This window comes from Corynebacterium bovis DSM 20582 = CIP 54.80, from assembly GCF_030408615.1.
In the GTDB taxonomy this organism is placed as follows: domain Bacteria; phylum Actinomycetota; class Actinomycetes; order Mycobacteriales; family Mycobacteriaceae; genus Corynebacterium; species Corynebacterium bovis.
This window is the reverse complement of sequence record NZ_CP047187.1, coordinates 1,845,531-1,861,435: the sequence shown is the minus strand read 5'-3', so window position 1 is coordinate 1,861,435 and position 15,905 is coordinate 1,845,531. Positions and strand designations below refer to the sequence as shown.

General features: G+C 75.7%; 12 protein-coding genes. 9 read left to right on the top strand and 3 right to left on the bottom strand.

What is annotated here, in order from left to right; all coding sequences use genetic code 11:
* Positions 1–24: 24 nt before the first annotated feature.
* Positions 25–1,320, top strand: a complete 1,296-nt coding sequence (locus CBOVI_RS07520) for a glutamate-5-semialdehyde dehydrogenase (RefSeq protein ID WP_125185915.1) — start codon at positions 25–27, stop codon at positions 1,318–1,320.
* Positions 1,321–1,461: 141 nt separating this feature from the next.
* Here CBOVI_RS07520 and CBOVI_RS07515 read toward each other — a convergent pair whose 3' ends face one another.
* On the bottom strand, positions 1,462–2,388 hold the full coding sequence (locus tag CBOVI_RS07515; RefSeq protein ID WP_125186447.1) for a YwiC-like family protein: 927 nt from the start codon (positions 2,386–2,388) through the stop codon (positions 1,462–1,464).
* Positions 2,389–2,952: 564 nt separating this feature from the next.
* On the opposite strand from CBOVI_RS07515, the gene nadD reads away from it, so the two are divergent.
* The 8 genes from nadD (at position 2,953) to holA (ending at position 12,792) form a co-directional block, all read left to right on the top strand.
* On the top strand, positions 2,953–3,555 hold the full coding sequence (gene nadD, locus CBOVI_RS07510; RefSeq protein WP_029157833.1) for a nicotinate-nucleotide adenylyltransferase: 603 nt from the start codon (positions 2,953–2,955) through the stop codon (positions 3,553–3,555).
* Positions 3,556–3,711: 156 nt separating this feature from the next.
* Positions 3,712–4,185, top strand: a complete 474-nt coding sequence (gene rsfS, locus CBOVI_RS07505) for a ribosome silencing factor (RefSeq protein WP_010267809.1) — start codon at positions 3,712–3,714, stop codon at positions 4,183–4,185.
* A gap of 10 nt (positions 4,186–4,195) precedes the next feature.
* Entirely contained in the window at positions 4,196–5,176 is a 981-nt protein-coding gene (locus CBOVI_RS07500) for a histidine phosphatase family protein (RefSeq protein WP_125187274.1), read from the top strand.
* 5 nt (positions 5,177–5,181) lie between these two features.
* The gene (locus CBOVI_RS07495) at positions 5,182–6,252 is read left to right on the top strand and encodes a DegV family protein (RefSeq protein ID WP_221190393.1); all 1,071 of its coding nucleotides are present in this window, start codon (positions 5,182–5,184) and stop codon (positions 6,250–6,252) included.
* Positions 6,253–6,484: 232 nt separating this feature from the next.
* The gene (locus tag CBOVI_RS07490) at positions 6,485–8,116 is read left to right on the top strand and encodes a glycosyltransferase family 87 protein (RefSeq protein WP_183273607.1); all 1,632 of its coding nucleotides are present in this window, start codon (positions 6,485–6,487) and stop codon (positions 8,114–8,116) included.
* 191 nt (positions 8,117–8,307) lie between these two features.
* On the top strand, positions 8,308–9,306 hold the full coding sequence (locus CBOVI_RS07485; RefSeq protein ID WP_125187276.1) for a ComEA family DNA-binding protein: 999 nt from the start codon (positions 8,308–8,310) through the stop codon (positions 9,304–9,306).
* A 423-nt stretch (positions 9,307–9,729) separates the two neighbouring features.
* Positions 9,730–11,634 (top strand): ComEC/Rec2 family competence protein, encoded by a 1,905-nt coding sequence (locus tag CBOVI_RS07480; protein ID WP_125186177.1) that lies wholly within the window; start codon positions 9,730–9,732, stop codon positions 11,632–11,634.
* A 213-nt stretch (positions 11,635–11,847) separates the two neighbouring features.
* On the top strand, positions 11,848–12,792 hold the full coding sequence (holA, locus tag CBOVI_RS07475; protein WP_010268637.1) for a DNA polymerase III subunit delta: 945 nt from the start codon (positions 11,848–11,850) through the stop codon (positions 12,790–12,792).
* A 97-nt stretch (positions 12,793–12,889) separates the two neighbouring features.
* On the opposite strand, the gene CBOVI_RS07470 is transcribed toward holA, so the two are convergent.
* Together CBOVI_RS07470 and CBOVI_RS07465 are read right to left on the bottom strand one after the other, a co-directional pair.
* Entirely contained in the window at positions 12,890–13,951 is a 1,062-nt protein-coding gene (locus tag CBOVI_RS07470) for an ADP-ribosylglycohydrolase family protein (RefSeq protein WP_010272658.1), read from the bottom strand.
* A 235-nt stretch (positions 13,952–14,186) separates the two neighbouring features.
* Positions 14,187–15,608, bottom strand: coding sequence for a hypothetical protein (locus CBOVI_RS07465; RefSeq protein WP_010272660.1), 1,422 nt, complete (start codon positions 15,606–15,608; stop codon positions 14,187–14,189).
* Positions 15,609–15,905 lie beyond the last annotated feature (297 nt).

Below are 15,905 nucleotides of genomic sequence, written 5' to 3'. Positions count from 1 at the left end.
GTACGAGTCGGTATGGTGGGGACCATGACTGACCGACACGACGACCTGTCCCCTGAACGAGCCGCCGAGCGCGAGGAGGTCCTCGCGAAGGCCGGCAAAGCCAAGGACGTGGCCCGCGAGCTGGTCCTGTCCACGGAGCAGAAGAACGCGCTGCTGACCGACGCCGCCGACGCGCTCGTCGCCGAGGCGGAGTCTATTCTCGACGCGAACCGTCGGGACATCGAGGCCGGTCGCGAGCGGGGGCTGGACGAGTCCCTCATCGACCGCCTCACCCTCGACACCGACCGGATCGAGGGGATCGCCGGCGGCCTCCGCCAGGTCGCGGGCCTCCCGGACCCGGTCGGTGACATCGTCCGCGGCACGACCCTGCCGAACGGCCTGCGCCTCAAGCAGGTCCGGGTGCCGCTGGGCGTCATGGGCATGGTGTACGAGGCCCGCCCGAACGTCACGGTGGACGCCTTCGGCCTCGCCGTGAAGTCCGGGAACGTGCCGCTCCTGCGCGGCTCGAAGTCCGCCGTCCACTCGAACACGCGCCTCGTCGAGATCCTCCAGGACGTGTGCGCCCGGCACGGCCTGCCCCGGGAGACGGTGCAGCTCCTGCCGTGCCGGACGCACGACTCGGTGCAGGACCTCATCACCGCCCGCGGCCTCGTCGACCTCGTCATCCCGCGGGGTGGCGCCGGGCTCATCGACGCCGTCGTCACCGGGGCGACCGTGCCGACGATCGAGACGGGCACGGGCACGTGCCACCACTACGTCGACGGGTCCGCCGACATCGACGAGGCCGTCCGGCTCATCGTCAACGGCAAGACCCGGCGCTGCTCGGTGTGCAACTCCACCGAGACGATGCTGCTGGACTCCGCCCTGTCGGACGCCGACGCGCTGCGTGTCATCGAGGGCGTCCAGGCGGCCGGGGTGACGGTCCACGGTGACAAGGGGAAGCTGGAGGCCCTCGGGGCGAAGGACATCGTCCAGGCCACCGACCAGGAGTGGTACGACGAGTACCTCTCCTTCGACATCGCCTGTGCGGTCGTCGACGGCGTCGAGGGCGCAGTGGACCACATCAAGAAGTACAGCTCGGGCCACACGGAGGCGATCAGCGCGCGGGACTACCGGGCGACGGAGTACTTCGAGCGCAACGTCGACTCCGCTGCGGTGTACATCAACACCTCCACCGCGTGGACCGACGGTGAGATGTACGGCTTCGGCGCGGAGATCGGCATCTCCACGCAGAAGCTCCACGCCCGCGGGCCGATGGGCCTGCCGGAGCTCACGTCCACGAAGTGGGTCATCCACGCGGACGGCCAGGTCCGGCCGTAACCGCGGGGGCGGGGGCCCGGGGGGGCGGGGGAGCGGCCCGGTGCGCGGGTCAGACCCGGTGCGAGGGGCCCGGGGGCCGGGTCAGGCCCGGTGCGCCGGGACCGTGCGTGCGGGCCGTGCGCGGGGGCCCGGCCGGGGGGGTCACACGACGACGGTGAACCCGCCGCCGTAGAGCAGCGCCGTGAGCAGGCACGCCACGAGTGTGCCGAGGACCAGCGGCATCTCCCGGCGTCCGACGGCCTTCGGCGTCCACACCCCCGCCGCGGCGCGGGCGGCGGCGCGGGGGACGAGCACGGACCGCGCGAGCGCGGCGGCCGCGACGAGCGTCATGACGACGACCGCCGCCGTCGGCACCCCGCGCACCCACCCGGTCGCCACGACGGCGACGAGCATGAGCGCGTGGTAGCCGACCGACACGGCGAGGAACGCCCGGTTGCCCTTCTCGCGGATCATGGTTTTGACGTAGAGGATCGTGCCGGTGTTGTACAGCAACGACCAGACGGCCGCGACCCACACGGCGGCCGGGAGCCCCTCGACGACCGCCGTCGTGAACGGGCCGGAGGCCCCCGCACCCCAGGTCACGCCCTCGGCGACCGCGCGGGCCGCGCCGATGCCCGTCGACGCGAGGGCGGGCACGGTCACGGCGCACAGGACGACGGTCGCCACCCCGGAGATCACGGACCGCGGCGTCCCGCGCCAGGTCTCGCCGACGGCGACGGCCGACGCGGCGGCGACGGGGATCGCCCACCACAGCAGGTGGGGCTGCAGGAGGAGGGCGACGACGACACCCACCAGCGCGACGGCGCCGTAGAGGAGCGTCGGCCGGAGTGCGGCCGCGCGCTTCGCCGGGGCCTTCGCGCGGAGCCAGATCCCGGCGGCGAAGAAGGCGAAGTAGCCGGCGAACCACGCGACGACGGCCGCGACGAGGACGATGACGGTGCCCGCGGTGCCGTGGAGGCCGGGGGCGCGGTCGTCGGCGGCCATGACGCCGAGGAGCACGGCGGCCCACGCGATGCCGACGACCGGCCCGGCGACGAGCATCGGCCACGCACCGTGCTGGTTCGGCACCCACGGGGAGATACCGTGGCGCGTCCGGCGGGGGCGGGGTGCGGTCCGGGCGGTCCGGGCGCTCCGGGGGCGCGGCCGGGTGGCGGTGCCGTCAGCGGTGCCGGCGGGGGCCACGGTCGGGGCGGACGTGCCGGTGGGAGGCGACGCGGCGCCGGTGGCATCCGGCTGCTGCTCTGAACGACGGCTTTCCTCCGCGTGACCAGTCATGCCTTCAGCTTAGATGCTCCGCGGCGTCGGTCGGGCCGCTGACCGGGATCGGCGTCCGGGGCCCGGCTCGGTACCATGACGACTGTGACGGACCACAGGAGGAGTACCGACGGCGTGGAGACCGCGTCCGCGCCGGACCACGCGCCGGACCACGCCGCGGACCACGCGCCGGGCACCGCGCCGGACACGGCCGGAGACCACGCCCCGGACACCGCGCCGGACCACGAGCCGACCCACGCCCCGGGCACCACGACCGACCACCCGACCGGCGGCGACGCCGCCCCGGCGCGCTCGTCGAGCGAGCTGTGCGGCGTGCAGGCGGCGCAGCGGTCGTCGCGCAGGCTCCGGCTCGGCATCATGGGCGGCACGTTCGACCCGATCCACAACGGCCACCTTGTCGCGGGCAGCGAGGTCGCGGACATGTTCGGGCTGGACACCGTCGTGTACGTGCCGACCGGACAACCGTGGCAGAAACGTGACCGCGGCGTCTCCGCCGCCGAGGACCGCTACCTCATGACCGTCATCGCGACTGCGTCGAACCCCCGGTTCACGGTGTCCCGGGTGGACATCGACCGGGAGGGGGACACGTTCACCGTCGACACCCTCCACGACATCCGCGCCGAGTACCCCGATGCGGAGCTGTTCTTCATCACCGGGGCGGACGCCCTGGAACGGATCGTGACCTGGCGGGACTGGGAGGGCATGTTCGACCTCGCGCACTTCGTCGGCGTGACCCGCCCCGGGCACGACCTGGACGGGGTGCGGGAGACGCTCGCCCGGGAGATCGAGCGGGGCACGTTGTCGCTCGTGGAGATCCCGGCGATGGCGATCAGCTCCACGGACTGCCGGGAGCGGGCGGCGTCCGGTCGGCCGGTGTGGTACCTCGTCCCGGACGGTGTGGTGCAGTACATCGGCAAGCACGGCATGTACCGTGAGCGCCCGGACGGTCGGGCGGGGTAGGGTTGACGGGTTGCGGGCGTCCGGACACCGCCCCCGGGACGCGGCACCGGCCGCCGGGGCGGGACGTCGCCCACCGGGACGCCGCCCACCGGAGCACCCCTGCTCGACACGCCAACCCACGCCCATCGCCGGCGTGCCCCTGACTTGGAGGACCGTTTGACCGCCAGTACCGAAGCCATCACCCGCGCCGGAATCGCCGCGCGCGCCGCCGACGAGAAGCTGGGCGAGGACATCCTCGTCCTCGACGTCTCCGACCGGCTCGCCATTACCGAGGTGTTCCTGCTGTGCTCGGGGGACAACGAGCGCCAGGTGGACTCCATCGTCGACGAGATCGAGGCCGAGCTCTCCGAGAAGGAGGGCGTGAAGCCGAACCGCCGGGAGGGCCACCGCGACGGCCGCTGGGTGCTGCTCGACTACGGTGAGCTCATCGTCCACGTGCAGCGCCGGGACGAGCGGGAGTACTACGCGCTCGACCGCCTGTACCGGGACTGCCCGCAGATCGAGGTCGAGGGCGTCGAGCAGGCCGACCGCGGGGCGTGGGCGTCGGACGTCGAGGTCGACCCGGTCGACGCCGCGTCCGTCGAGGATCTGCCGCTCGCGGGCCCGGCCCCGGACGCCGACAGTTTCTGAGACCACCCGCATGAGTCCCGCCACGCCTGACCCCTCGTCCGCGCCCGCCGCGCCGGACCGGGCCGCCACCGTGCCGTCCGCGTCCGCGTCCGCGTCCACGTCCGGTCCGGCCGCGTCCACGTCCGGTCCGGCCGCGTCGACGTCCGCCGCGACCGGGTCCCCGTCCCCCGCCCCGGAGCGGCGGCTGATCCTCCTGCGCCACGGCGAGACGGAGTTCAACCGGGGCCGCCGGATGCAGGGGCAGCTGGACACGGACCTCAGCGACGTCGGCCGGGCGCAGGCCCGCGCGGTCGCCGAGGTGCTCGCCGGGCGGCCCGTCGGGGCTGTCGTGAGCTCGGACCTCGTCCGCGCCCGGGAGACCGCGGAGATCGTCGCCGCGGGTCACGGCCTCGGGGTGCGCACGGACCACCGCTTCCGGGAGACGGATCTGGGCCGCTGGCAGGGGCTCACCCACCGGGAGGTCGACGGCGACTTCCCCGGCCACCGCTCCCACTGGCGCCGCACGCCGACGTGGGCCCCGCCGGGGGGCGAGAGCCGGGTCGACGTCATGCGCCGCACGACCGCCGGGGTCGCGGACCTCCTCGCCGACGACGCCCTGTGGGCGGGCGGGGCGGTCGTCGTCGTGGCGCACGGCGGGTCGATCTCGGCGCTGACCTCGGGGTTGCTGGACATCCCGGTCGAGCACTACCCGATGTTCGGTGGGCTGGGGAACTGCCGGTGGTCGCAGCTCCTCGCCGTGGGGGACGACGCCGCCCCGGCGCCGCAGCCCCCCGCGGCGGGGTCGGCGGCCGGCGTCACCGGCGCGTCCGGCGCGGCCGGCCGGCCCACCACGCCTGACGCGGCCGGCTGGCCCGCCACGCCCGCGGGCGCGGAGGCGCGTCGCGGGGAGAGGGCGTCGTCGTACCGCTGGGTCCTCGAGGGCTGGAACGTCGGGGTGGGCGCGCCGCCCGACCGGGGGACGCCGAACGCGGACGAAGGGGGACGGTCGTGACGGTCATGGTCGTGACGGACTCCGCGTCCTGCCTGCCGCGGGCGACCGCGCGCGAGCACGGCATCACCGTCCTGGACCTCCACACGATGGGCGACGGCGAGGAACGGTCGACGTCCGGGCTCGGGCCGCTGCAGCTCACGGCGACGTACGCGCGGCTGCTCGAACGGGGAGGGGACGACGGTGTCGTCGCCGTGCACCTGTCGAAGGAACTGTCCGGCACGTGGTCGGCGGCCGTGCAGGCCGCGGCGGTCTTCGACGAGGGGGCCGTGCGGGTCGTGGACACGAACTCCGCGGGCATGGTGCTCGGTGAGGCGGCGCTCGCCGCGGCCCGCGCCGCCGCCGGGGGAGCCGACCTGGAGGAGTGCGTGGCGCGCGCGCAGGCCGTCGTCGCGCGGGCGCACCTGTGGCTGTACGTGCACCGGTTGGAGGCGCTGCGGCGCGGCGGACGGTTGTCGGCGGGCCGCTCGCTGCTGTCGACGGCGTTGGCGATCAAGCCGATCTTCCACCTCGCCGACGGGCGGCTGGAGCTCGCGGCGAAGTCCCGCACGCAGGCCAAGGCGTTCGACAAGCTCGTGGCGATGGTCGCCGGGGCGTGCCGGGACGTGCTCGGGGACGACGCCGACGCCGGCGACGGTGACGGTCCGGTGGCGGAGCCCGGGGCGGAGCCGGTGGAGGCCGGGGACAGTGCGGCCGGGGGCGGTGCCGGGAGCGGGACCGGGGCCGGGAGCGGTGCTGGTGCCGCGGCCGGGGCGGGCGCGGGCGACGGTGCCGGCGGGGACGCGGCGCGCCCGGGCGACCCGGCTTCCGGCGATGGCGATGGCGATGTCGCCGGCGCGGCGGAGCAGGACGGGGACGCCGGTGGTGCCGGTGACGCTGCCGGTGACGCCGCCGGGCGCGCTCCGGAGGTCGCCGTGTGCATCCACCAGACCGAGGCCGCGGAGACCGCGGAGCGGCTGCGCCGGGCGCTCGTCGAGGCGTTGCCGGACGGCGTCGAGGTGAGCGTCGTCGCCATCACCCCCGCGATCGCGGTGCACACCGGCCCGGGGTCGGTGGCCGTCTCCCTCGTCGTGCGCTGACCCGGCGGGTGTGGTCCACTCGGCGGGGCGGGCCGACCCCTGGCCGGGGTCCCGGCGGGCCGGTCGTGGGCGGGCGGACACCTGGCCGGGTTCCGAGCGGGCCGGTCGTGGGCGGGCCGACCGACCTGCATCCGGCGCGTTTGTGCAGCGCACCGGCCGGTAGCACCAGTGCTGTGGTAATAATGAACGGTTGTGTGTCGTTTGCAGCTGTGTGAGGACGGTGAGAGACAGGGTGAGTGCTGATGCGTCGTCCCTGCGCGCCCGGCAGGCCGGTCCGGCCACGACGGACACCCGGCAGGCCGGCCCGGCTGCGGTGGACACCCGGCGGTCCTGGGCACGGACCGTGGCGTGGGTGCTGGCCGTCGGCCTGATCCTCCACCGCACGTTCGTCCTGCCGCTGCAGGGGGAGCGGACCGACGACTTCTCGCGGGTCTACGAGGCCCTGTCCCGCTTCCTCGGGGGAGAGGCCGTGTACACCGAGTACCTCGGCGACGCGACGCCGCACTACCTCTACTCGCCCGGGGCGACCGTCATCCTCTCGCCGATCGCGGCGGTGTCGGGTGACACGGAAGTCGCCCGATTCTGGTTCGTCTGTATCAACGCCGTGGGGGTCATCGCGGGGCTCGCCTGGTTGTGGCGTCGTGCCCGACTGTCGTTCACGGGGTGGCTGTTCCCCCTCGCCCTCGCCGGGGTGTTCCTCACCGAGTCCGTGACGAACACCCTCCGGTTCTCCAACATCAACGGCGTGCTCTCCGCGCTGCTGGCCGTGGTGCTCGTCGGCGTCGCGGGCCCGCCGCGGGGCCGGGGTGACGGTGACGGTGCGGTGGCGCGGCCCGGCCGGCGGGGCCGACGTGGCCGTGACGGTGACGGGGTGGCGCGCGGCCGGGGCCGGGCCGCCGGCGGCGGGGTGGCGCGTCAGGCGGTCCCCGGGGTGGCGCTCGGCCTGCTCATCCTCGTCAAGCCGTTCTTCGCCGTGCTGTTGCTCCTGCCCCTGCTGCGCCGGCGGTTCCTGCTGCTCGGCGCGGCCGTCGCGGTGCCCGTCGTCGCGAACGTCGTCGGCTACCTCCTGCTGCCGGACGCGGACGCCTACCGCACCACGCTCATGCCGTACCTGCGCATCGTCCGCTCCTACGCCAACGCGTCCATCGCCGGCCTCGGCGCGGCCCACGGGTGGCCCGCGGTGCTGGTCGTCGGGCTGCGGGTGGTCGTGGCCGTCGGGGTGGTCGTGGCCGTCGGGGTGGTCGTGGGCATGTGGACCGTCACGGCCCGGCTGTGGCACCGGAGTTTCGCCTGGGCGTGCGCCATGTCGACGATTCTCCTCAGTGGCACATTCGTCGTCGCAACACTGGGACAGCAGTATTATTCGCTGTTCCTCATTCCGGCGGTGTTCACGCTGCGGGCGGCGCCGCGGCTCTTCGGCGGTGTCACCGGCGCGGCCGGACTCCTGCTCGTGCTCAGCCACAACGCCGTGGGGTCCGTCGGACCGGTGCCGCTGACCGGCGAGGTCATGACGTGCATCGGCTGGACCCTCGTCATCGCCGCGCCCGTCGTGGCGGCCGTCCGCGACCGGCGGCGGCAGCCCGCCCGCGGTGCGGCCCGGGCGCGGGGCCGTGCCGATGCGGAGGGTGCGGTCGCCGACCGTGCCGACGCCGCCCCTGCCCCCGCCGTGCACGGCCGGCGTCCCGTCGCCGGGCGTCGACCGGTCCGCGAGGGCAGCCGGCCGGACAGTCGCTCCCGGGGCCGGCACCGCGCCGGGCGGGGGCCCGCCGGCACCACCGGTGACCTGGGCGAGCTGGGCGACCGGGGCGAGCTGGGTGGCCGGGGCGGACGGGCCGACCGGGGCCGCCCCGCCGTCCAGGGCTGACCGCGCCGCGCCTGCATCGGGCTGACCGGGCCGTTCGCGGCCCCGCCCGTCTGACCGTGCCCGGCTGACCGCGCCGGCCCGCCGTCCCCGCTCCGCGGCGTTATCCACAGCATCCGGTTCATCCACAGGCACCTGGGGCGATGCGCCGCGCACGGGCGGCGTCGTCCCCCCGAAGTCGTTCCATGGTCCGCATGGATCTCCTCACCCGCCAGCCCGCCGCCAGCCGTGTGAAAGACCGCGTGCGCGCCCTCGCCCAACCCATGCCCGGGCACGAGGTCGCGGACATCGACTTCGACGTGCGGCGTCGCATCAGCCCGCGCGCGGCCGCCGGCGCGGTGGGGATCGTGCTGCTCGTCCTCGTCGCCGTCGCCGGGGCGCGCTGGTTGTCGACGGGACAGGGGGACGACGCCACGGTCGCCGGCCCGGCCGGTGTCGCCGTCGGGATGCCACCGGGGGTGACGACGGGCCCCTCCGCCGGCACCGCGCCCGCCAGCGGTGGCCCCGGGGGACGCGGAACGCCCGGCGGCACGTCGGGGGCGGCGGGGCCGTCGGGTCAGCGGGGACACCCCGACGCGGGCGGGCCGGGCGCCGGCGGTGCAGGGACGCCGGGGCAGGACCCGTCGCCGCCGGTCCGCCCGGTGGTCTCCGTGCAGGGGATGGTGCGCACCCCGGGGCTCATCAGGGTCGACGACGGCACACGCCTCGGCGAGGCCCTCGACAGGGCGGGCGGCCCCCTGCCCGGGGCGGTGCTGGCCGGCGTGAACCTCGCCGAGCCGGTGAGCGACGGGATGCAGGTGACCGTCGACGACCAGGGCTCCACCGTGGCCTACCCGGGCCAGTCCGCGGTGGGCCGCCCCGCCGCCACGGCCGGGGCAGCCCCCGGTCCAGCTCCCGGTGGTGCCCCGGGAGGCGGGGCCGGTGCGCCGGGCGGGGCAGGGGCCCGGCCCGGCGGCGCGGGAGGGCCGGGACGCCCGGGGGCCCCGGGTGGTGGGGCCGGCGCGGCGGTGAACATCAACACCGCCGACGAGGCGGCGTTGACCACCATCCCCGGGATCGGCCCGCGCACCGCCCAGGCGATCATCGCGTGGCGGGAGCAGAACGGGCCGTTCGGCAGCGTCGACCAGCTCATGGAGGTCAAGGGCATCGGCCCGGCGAAACTGGAGGCGATGCGCAGTGCCGTCACCGTGTAGGGACCGCGCGCCCGGGGGCGGCGGGCGTGGCGCCGTACCGGTCGGCGGGCCGGGGCAGGGGCCGGGGCCGGGGCGGGCGCTCGACCGGTCGCCGGAGGCCGTCCGCCGGCGACGCGGCCCGGACCTGCGCCTCGTCCCCGTCGCCCTGGCCGCGTGGGCGGCCGTCGCCGTGACGGTCGTCGCCCGCGGGCCGGGCCCTGCGGTCGCCGGGGTGGTGGTGACCGTCGCGCTGGCGGTGGGCGGCGTCGTCATCCGGGACCGGGACCGTCGCCGACGGCGCCGCGGGCACCTCCTCACCGGCCGGGCGCACACCGCCCGCCGGTGGTGGAGCGCCTGCGCGCCGACGCTGTGGCTCAGCACGGTCACCGCCACCGCGTGGGCGGTCCTCGCCGCCTGGCGGACCGGCGACGCCGACCGGCACCCGTGGCTCGCCCGGGCCCGGGCCGGCGGCCGCACCGGGGTCCGGGAGACCGTCCACGTCGCCGGCACACCGCGGCAGGTCACCGGGGGACGACCGTCCTCGACGTCGACGTCGACGGCCTCGGTACCGTCCCCGTCTTCATCCGCCCCGACCACGCGGCCGGCGCCGCCGACCTCATGCCCGGCCAGTCCGTGCTCGTCACCGGCACCGCGGAGCTCAGCGACCGGGCCGGGCTGGTGCCGCTGACGCTGTCGACCACCCGGCCCGTCGAGCCGCTCGGCGACCCGGGCGGGCTGTGGTCCGTCGCCGCGGCCGTCCGCGCCGGGCTGCGCACCGCGGCGGAGGGACTGCCCGGCGGGGCCGGGGACCTCATCCCCGGCATGGTCGTCGGCGACGTCAGCGGGCAGTCGCCCACCGACCGGCAGGCCGCGCTGGCGACCGGGCTCAGCCACCTCACCGCCGTGTCCGGCGCGAACGTCGCCGTGGTCACCGGCGCGGCCATGACCCTCGCCGCCGTCCTGGGGCTGCGGCCGGCCGGACGGGTGGTCGTCGCGGCCGTGGCGCTCGCGGGGTTCGTGGTGCTCATCGGCCCTGAACCGTCGGTCCTGCGGGCGGCGGTCATGGGCGTCGTGGGTCTCATCGCCGTCGTCAGTGCCCGCCGGGCGCACGCGGTGGCGGCGGTGAGTCTCGCCGTCATCGTGCTCACCGCCGTCGACCCCGGGCTGGCCGTGTCCTACGGCTTCGTGCTGTCCGTCGTGGCGACCGTCGGCATCGTGTCGCTCGGCCGGCTGCTCGGCACGCGGTTCACCGGGTGGCGCGTCCGACGCCACGGCGGGCAGGCCCCGGGGTGGGAGGGCGTCATCGCCCGTGCGGTGGGGGTCGCGGTCGCGGCGGACGTCGTCACCGCCCCGGTCGTCGTGCACATGACCGGTGTGGTGTCCCCGACGGCGATCCTCGCGAACCTGCTGGTCGGGCCGGTGGTTCCGGTCGTGACCGTCAGCGGGACGGTCGCGGCGGTCGTCTCCGGGGCGTGGCCCGGCGCGGCGACGGTGCTGCTCGCCCCCGCTGTCCCGGCGGCGGAGTGGGTGCTCGTCGTCGCCCGCACCCTCGCCGGGGTGCCCGTGGTCCGCGGGCCGGCGTCGTGGACGTCCGCCGCGGTGTGGGCGGTGGTGCTCGGCTCGGTCGTGTGGGTCCTGGTGAGGAGGCCGACGACGCACCCCTCCCGCCGGCGGGCCACCGGGCGGGAGGCCGGGCGGAGCGGCGGGTGGGCGCGGGCAGGGCGGCGGAGCAGCGGGTGGGCGCGGGCAGGGCGGCGGAGCGGCGGGTGGGCGCGATCCGGACACGCATGGGACCGGACCGACGTGTGCATCGCCACCGTCTCCGTGGCGGTCGTGCTCGGGGTCGCCGGATGGCGCGCCGGGGTTGTGGTCGTCGGTCCCTACGCGGAGGTCACCGGGCCCGCCGGGCCGGGGGCGTCCGGCACCGCGGCCGGGGCGACGCTCGACCGGCGGTGGGCGGAGGACCCGGGGGACCTCGCCGGCTGGAGCGTCGCCGTGTGCCCCGGTCGGGCCGGTGGCGACCGCACGCGGGGAGTGGTCGTGGCCCGACCAGACCAACCGCCCCCGCCGTGCGCGCGGGGCCTCCCGGACGGTGCCCCCCGGCCGGCGGGTGCGGACGCCGGCCCGCAGGTCGTCGTCATGCCGACGGAGGACGACGTGCTCCGGGCCGACCGGGCACGCCTCGGCGGGGGAGGTGCGCCGCCGGAGATGTACGTCGTCACCCGGTGCACGCGGAGCCGGGGCATGCCGACCCGGACGAGCTCCGGGGTGCCGGTGGCGTACCCGTGCGCCGACGGGCTGCTCGTGCTCCTGCCCGACGGGCTCCACGCCGTACCGGGGCGGCGGTGAGCGGATGGCGGTCAGTGGTTCGCCGTACCGGGGCGGCGGTGACGGGACGGAGGCGGGGGAGTGGCGGACGTGACCCGGGGCCGGGCGCGGGCGACACCGGTGCGCACCGGCCCGACGCCTAGGATGGTCGGCATGGCGGCACGGACACAGGCACGAGGCGGACAGTCGGGCAGCGGCGCACCCGGCGGCACACCGGCAGGCCCGCCTGCCCCGGTGAACCTCATCGTCGGCGGCGAACCGTTCCTCGCCGAACGGCGCCGGCAGGAGATCGTCGCCGCCGCCCGCACCGCCGCCGGGCAGGACGACCTGCCCGTCGACCGCCGCACCGTCAGCGAACTCAGCGGCCCGGAACTCGCCGAACTGCTCAGCCCCTCGCTGTTCGCCGAGGACCGCATCATCGTCGTCTCCGGGCTCGAGGACGCGGGCAAGGAGACCGTCGCGCTCATCGAGCAGGCCGTCGCCGACCCGCCGGACGGCGTCGTCCTCATCCTCGAACACACCGGCAAGGGGCGGACGAAGTCCCTCGTCACCTCCCTGCCGAAGAAGGGCGCGCAGGTCCACCAGGCCGCCGAGCTCAAGGGCCGCGAGCGCCAGGGGTTCGTCGACGGCGAGTTCCGGCGGCACGGGGTGCGCGTCACCGCCGACGTCACCCTCGCCGTCCTCAACGCCGTCGGCACGGACCTGCGGGAACTCGCCAGCGCGGTGAGCCAGCTCGTCGCGGACACCGACGGGTCCGTCACCCAGGCCGCCGTCGCCCGGTACTACTCCGGCAAGGCGGAGGTCAGTGGTTTCGACGTCGCCGAACTCGCCGTCCGTGGGCAGGTCAACGCCGCCGTCGGGGCGGCACGACGGGCCCTCCAGCTGGGCGTGCCGAACGTCCTCCTCGCGTCCGCGCTCTCCGGCATGGTCGGGGACATCGCGAAGGTGCAGGGTGCGGGACGGATCAACGCCCAACGGCAGGCCGCGGAGTACGGGATGCCGCCGTGGAAGCTGGACAAGACCGTGGGCATCGCCCGCGGGTGGACCCCGGCGGCCGTCGCGCGGGCGGTGCAGGTCGTCGCCGAGCTCGACGCCGGCGTCAAGGGCCACTCCGCGGACGCCGAATACGCCGTCGAACACGCGGTCCGGGAGATCGCGCAGCTCGCCGGCCCGCGGTAGGCCCCCGCGCCGGGCGGGCGCCCGCCTACCGCGGCGCCGGCCGCGGCCCGCGGACACCCCCACGCCCCACAGCCCCACGCCCCCGCGCCGGGACGACCTACTGCCGGCTGAACCCGCGCCAGACACCGGAGCGGATCGCGGCGTCGTACCTGTCCTCGAACGCGGGGGTGGCCCCGTCCCGCTCCCAGTCCACGCCCGTGAGCGTGCCCAGCACCGAGCCCACCAGCGACGCGCGGCTGTTGCGGTTCCCCGGCCAGTTCACCGCCACATGGATCATGTCCTCGGGCGGCAGGGTGCGCCAGTTGTCCAGGTACAGCTGTGACAGAAGCACGACGGACGTCAGGGCGCTGCCCGCGTCCCAGCTGCGCCCGAGCACCTCGGTGATGCGCCGCCCCTCGGCGAGCACGTCGCTGGTGTCCCCGTCGGCGAGCGTCGGGCTGACGTGCTCGCGGATCCGGGCCGCCATGTCCAGCAGCTCCAGGACCGGCCGGTTCTGCCCCGGGATGTCGTGGACGAGGGCCCGGCGGACGTCCTCGGTGAGGGACTCCTTCTCCTCGTCCGTCAGCAGCCGGTCCTCGGTGAGCAGCGGGTTGGACGCCACCCCCCGCGCCACGTCGATGAGGTCCTCCGTCGGCTCCGCGAGGAGCACAGCCGTGAGCATCACCGTGGACGCCCGTGCCAGAGGACTGTTGTGCGTGATGAGCCCCTGGGTCACCGCCCACCCCATCTGCGTCCCCTCGTCGGCGAGCAGCGCCGCCGGGGTCAACCGCATGATCGACCCGCACCCGCCGGAGTGCGTCGTCGCCTTCGGCCAGTGCTCCGGCCCGAGCTCGTCGAGCAGGTCCAGCGCCGTGACCACCGCGCGCCCCGGGAACCGGTCGTTGTCCGCGTCCCGGTTGAAGTCCATGAACTCGTACGCGATCTCCTGCATCCCCGTGACCCGGGCCAGCCCGCGTGACGTGATCCGGTCCATCGCCGCGATGAGCGCCAGCGACATCTGCGTGTCGTCGCTGATGACGGGATCCTCCGGCTGCGGCGTCGACGTCGGCTGCGGCGGCAGCGTGTAGGGGTAGCCCCAGCTGTCGCCGATCGCGGTGCCCATGAGCGCCGGGATGAGGCGGTCGGCCCGGGGGGAGCTGCGCCGAGTCCGTGTAGTCATTGCCAGGATCCTTCTGTGTCACAGCCGACGGCCCCGTGGACGTGGCGGGACGGTCACGGGGCCGGTGAGAACGCCCTCAGTCTCGCACACGGGGGCGGCCCCGGGTCAATCGCCCGCCGTGCCCGGTGGGGTGCGGTCCGTCCCGGTCGGGTTCGACGCCGTCCTCCGCCGCCTCACCCGTCGGCCCCGGGCCGGTGCGGCGCGGTGTGACCGCAGGTGGTGGCCGGGCGTCGCGTCACCAGTCGGCGACGCGCATCGGCAGCGTGTCGCCGCGCAGCAGTGACTCGACGGCGTCGACCGCGGCGAGGACGCAGTCCCAGCGGACGTCGTCCGGCAGCGGGTCGGGGCCGGTGAGCGCCCGGCGGAAGTCGTTGAGGGGCAGGCGGGGCCGGTCGTCCGGCGCGGTCCGGGGTGTGCGGGCCGTGTGACCTGCGCCGGTGTCGCGGTCTGCCTCGGTGTCTGCGTGTGCGTCGGCGTCGGCGTCGGCGTCGGCGCCGAAGTCCGCACCGAACTCCGCCTCGACGTCCGCGCCGAAGTCCGCGCCGAGGTCAGCCTCGACGTCCGCACCGAACTCCGCACCGAACTCCGCCTCCGCGTCCGCCCCGAACTCCCCGCCGAACTCCGCCCCGAGGTCGCTCCCCGGGTCCATCGGGTCGGGCACGGACAGCGACGCCATGTGCCGCATCGCCTGGGCGTGCACCCGCTCGGCGATCTCCGTGCCGCGCAGCCGCACCGCCGCCATCGCCCCCGCCGCCTGCGCCTCGATCGGCGCCGCGGCGGCGGAGTGGTCCATCCGCTCCCGGGCGCGGTGCGTCCACACCCGGGGCACATGGTTGAGGAAGATGTGCGCCAGACCCGTGCAGAACTCGGTGAACGTCGCGTCGCCGAGATCCGGCCGCAACGTGATGACGTACCAGACCGGGGTGTCGTCCGCCCGGCCCGCGACTGCGCCGGGCAGGGGAGCGCCGTGCAACTCGACCCGGCACGCCGGGGTCGTCGTGTCCGTCGCGCGCGACCGGTCGGACGGCCGGCGGCCGGCGTGCCCGGCCGGTCCGTGGAGGGGTACGTCGTTCTCCCCGGGCCAGTCCGAGAACGTGAGGACCGCACCGATCTTCCACACATTCCCCGCCATGAGTTCCATCCGACGGTCGAAACTCGGGTGGATCCCGGCGTAGGCGACCGGGTCCGTCCCCGAATTCGGATTGATACGCATGTGCCAGGCGAGCATCGAGTCGGCGATGGAGATGACCGTCGGGTGCGGCGACGTCGGGTGCAGCCGGCTCACGGGTGCGACGACATCCTGACGGCGGAAGTACCGCACGGGTTCCGGCCGGCCGCGCACCGGCTCGGGCCGCGACGGCGGCGTGGTGAGCTCCGCGAACGGCGCGCCCGGGCGCGGGGTGTGGCCGAACATCCGCCACTCCACCTCCGGGCGGATGTCCATGTGCGCCGCCGCGTCGACCGCCTGCCACCCGGGCAGGTCGTAGATGCCCACCCGGTCGGCGAGGTCCAGCGCCACCCGCGCCGCCTGCCCGACGGTGAGGTTCACCATCGAGCTCACCGCCGGCACGAGGAACTGTTCGAGCGTGCTGCGCCGCGTGGGCGAGAGCTTCGCGAACAGGACATCCCGGACGTGGCGGTAGGTGGGGTCGGTCACGACGGGGCGCTCCTGTGGGTCGGGCGTGGACGGGACGGTCGGGCGTGGTGGTCGGCGGGGCGCGGTGCTCCGCCTGCACACCGGCCGCTCACCGCCTGCTCACCACAGGAGGCATGCGAGGTTAGGGTTGCCTCCACTAAAACCTGGGTCCGAATCTACCGCATCCCGGGCGTCACGTACAGGAGGGGCGGCAGGGGCGGTCGCGGCGGCAGGACCGCACGCACGGTACGTCGATCCCGTCCAGCACGGGCGGCACCCACAGCACCCACAGCACCCACAGCACCGACAGCAAACGCC